Origin of the sequence: Pseudomonas sp. MF6755 (genome assembly GCF_016405635.1) — a bacterium.
Taxonomy (GTDB): Bacteria; Pseudomonadota; Gammaproteobacteria; order Pseudomonadales; family Pseudomonadaceae; genus Aquipseudomonas; species Aquipseudomonas haemolytica.
Genome location: NZ_JAEKDA010000051.1, coordinates 1 through 1,231, shown reverse-complemented (window position 1 = coordinate 1,231; position 1,231 = coordinate 1). Strand labels below are relative to the sequence as shown.

General features: G+C 53.1%; 1 protein-coding gene. It reads right to left on the bottom strand.

Annotated elements, in window-relative coordinates; translation table 11 throughout:
* Positions 1-18: 18 nt before the first annotated feature.
* Positions 19-1,169 (bottom strand): IS3 family transposase gene (locus JFT66_RS29635; protein WP_198860628.1). Its coding sequence is split into 2 segments (ribosomal slippage): positions 19-935 and positions 935-1,169, totalling 1,152 coding nucleotides; the frame shifts between segments, so codons are not numbered across the junction.
* Positions 1,170-1,231: the final 62 nt, after the last annotated feature.

Genomic DNA, 1,231 nt, shown 5'->3' with positions numbered 1-1,231 from the left:
TGAATCGCCCCGGATTCTCTAGACACCTTGCAAGCTCATTGCGTAACGCTTTTCAAACTCTACCGGTGACAGCTGATTGTTGAAACCATGGCGGCGTTTTACGTTGTAGAACATCTCGATGTAATCGAACACATCACTACGAGCATCTTCCCGCGTGATGTAGATTTTTCGCTTGATCCGTTCCCGTTTTAGAAGCTGGAAAAAGCTCTCGGCCACGGCGTTGTCATGACAGTTGCCTCGGCGACTCATGCTGGCAACCAAATTGTTTGCGCTCAAAAAGCTGCGCCAATCGGAGCTGCTGTACTGGCTGCCCTGGTCGGAATGAACCATCACCTCTTGCTTCGGTTTACGCCTCCAAACCGCCATCAACAACGCATCAATAGCCAAATCACTGGTCATCTGCGCCTTCATTGACCAGCCAACGACCTGACGAGAAAACAGATCCAGCACCACCGCCAAATACAACCAGCCTTCATACGTACGAATGTAGGTGATGTCGGTGACCCAAACCTTGTTGGGTTCCACGACATCGAACTGGCGCTTCAGCAAATTGGGTGAGGCGACCGCTGGCTTACCGCCGTACTTTCCAGGGCGGCGTCGATAACCTGTCTGAGAGCGCAGCCCTTCAAGACGCATCAGCCTTGCCACGCGATGGCGCCCGCAAACTTCACCGACCTCGCGCAGATCGTCATGGATTTTGCGATAGCCATAGACGCCGCCACTTTCCAGCCATGAATGCTTGATCAAACCCAGCAGTCGCTGGTCGTCTTTGGCGCGTGCAGATTGCGGCTCAGACAACCAGGCGTAATAGCCACTTGGATGGACTTTCAGCGTCAGGCAAAGCCGTCGAATGGAATAGTCGCCGGCTCGCTGCTTGATAAAGGCGTACTTCAACCGCACTCCTTGGCAAAGTACGCGGCGGCCTTTTTTAAGATATCTCGCTCTTCAGTGACGCGCTTGAGCTCCGCTCGCAGACGACGCAGTTCAGCGTGTTGATCATCGTCTTGCTGTCGCTCTTCTAGAGGTTTGCTGTAGCGCTTTATCCAGGCATAGAGGCTATGCGTCGACACACCAAGACGTGCTGCCACATCAGCGACAGGCAGCTTCTTTTCGGTCACTTGATTGACCGCTTGGATTTTGAATTCTTCGGGATAACGTGGGTTGCTCATGGCACCTCCTAATTGGCCTCAGTTTAAGGCAAAGAGGTGTCTACGAAACCCGAGGCGATTCA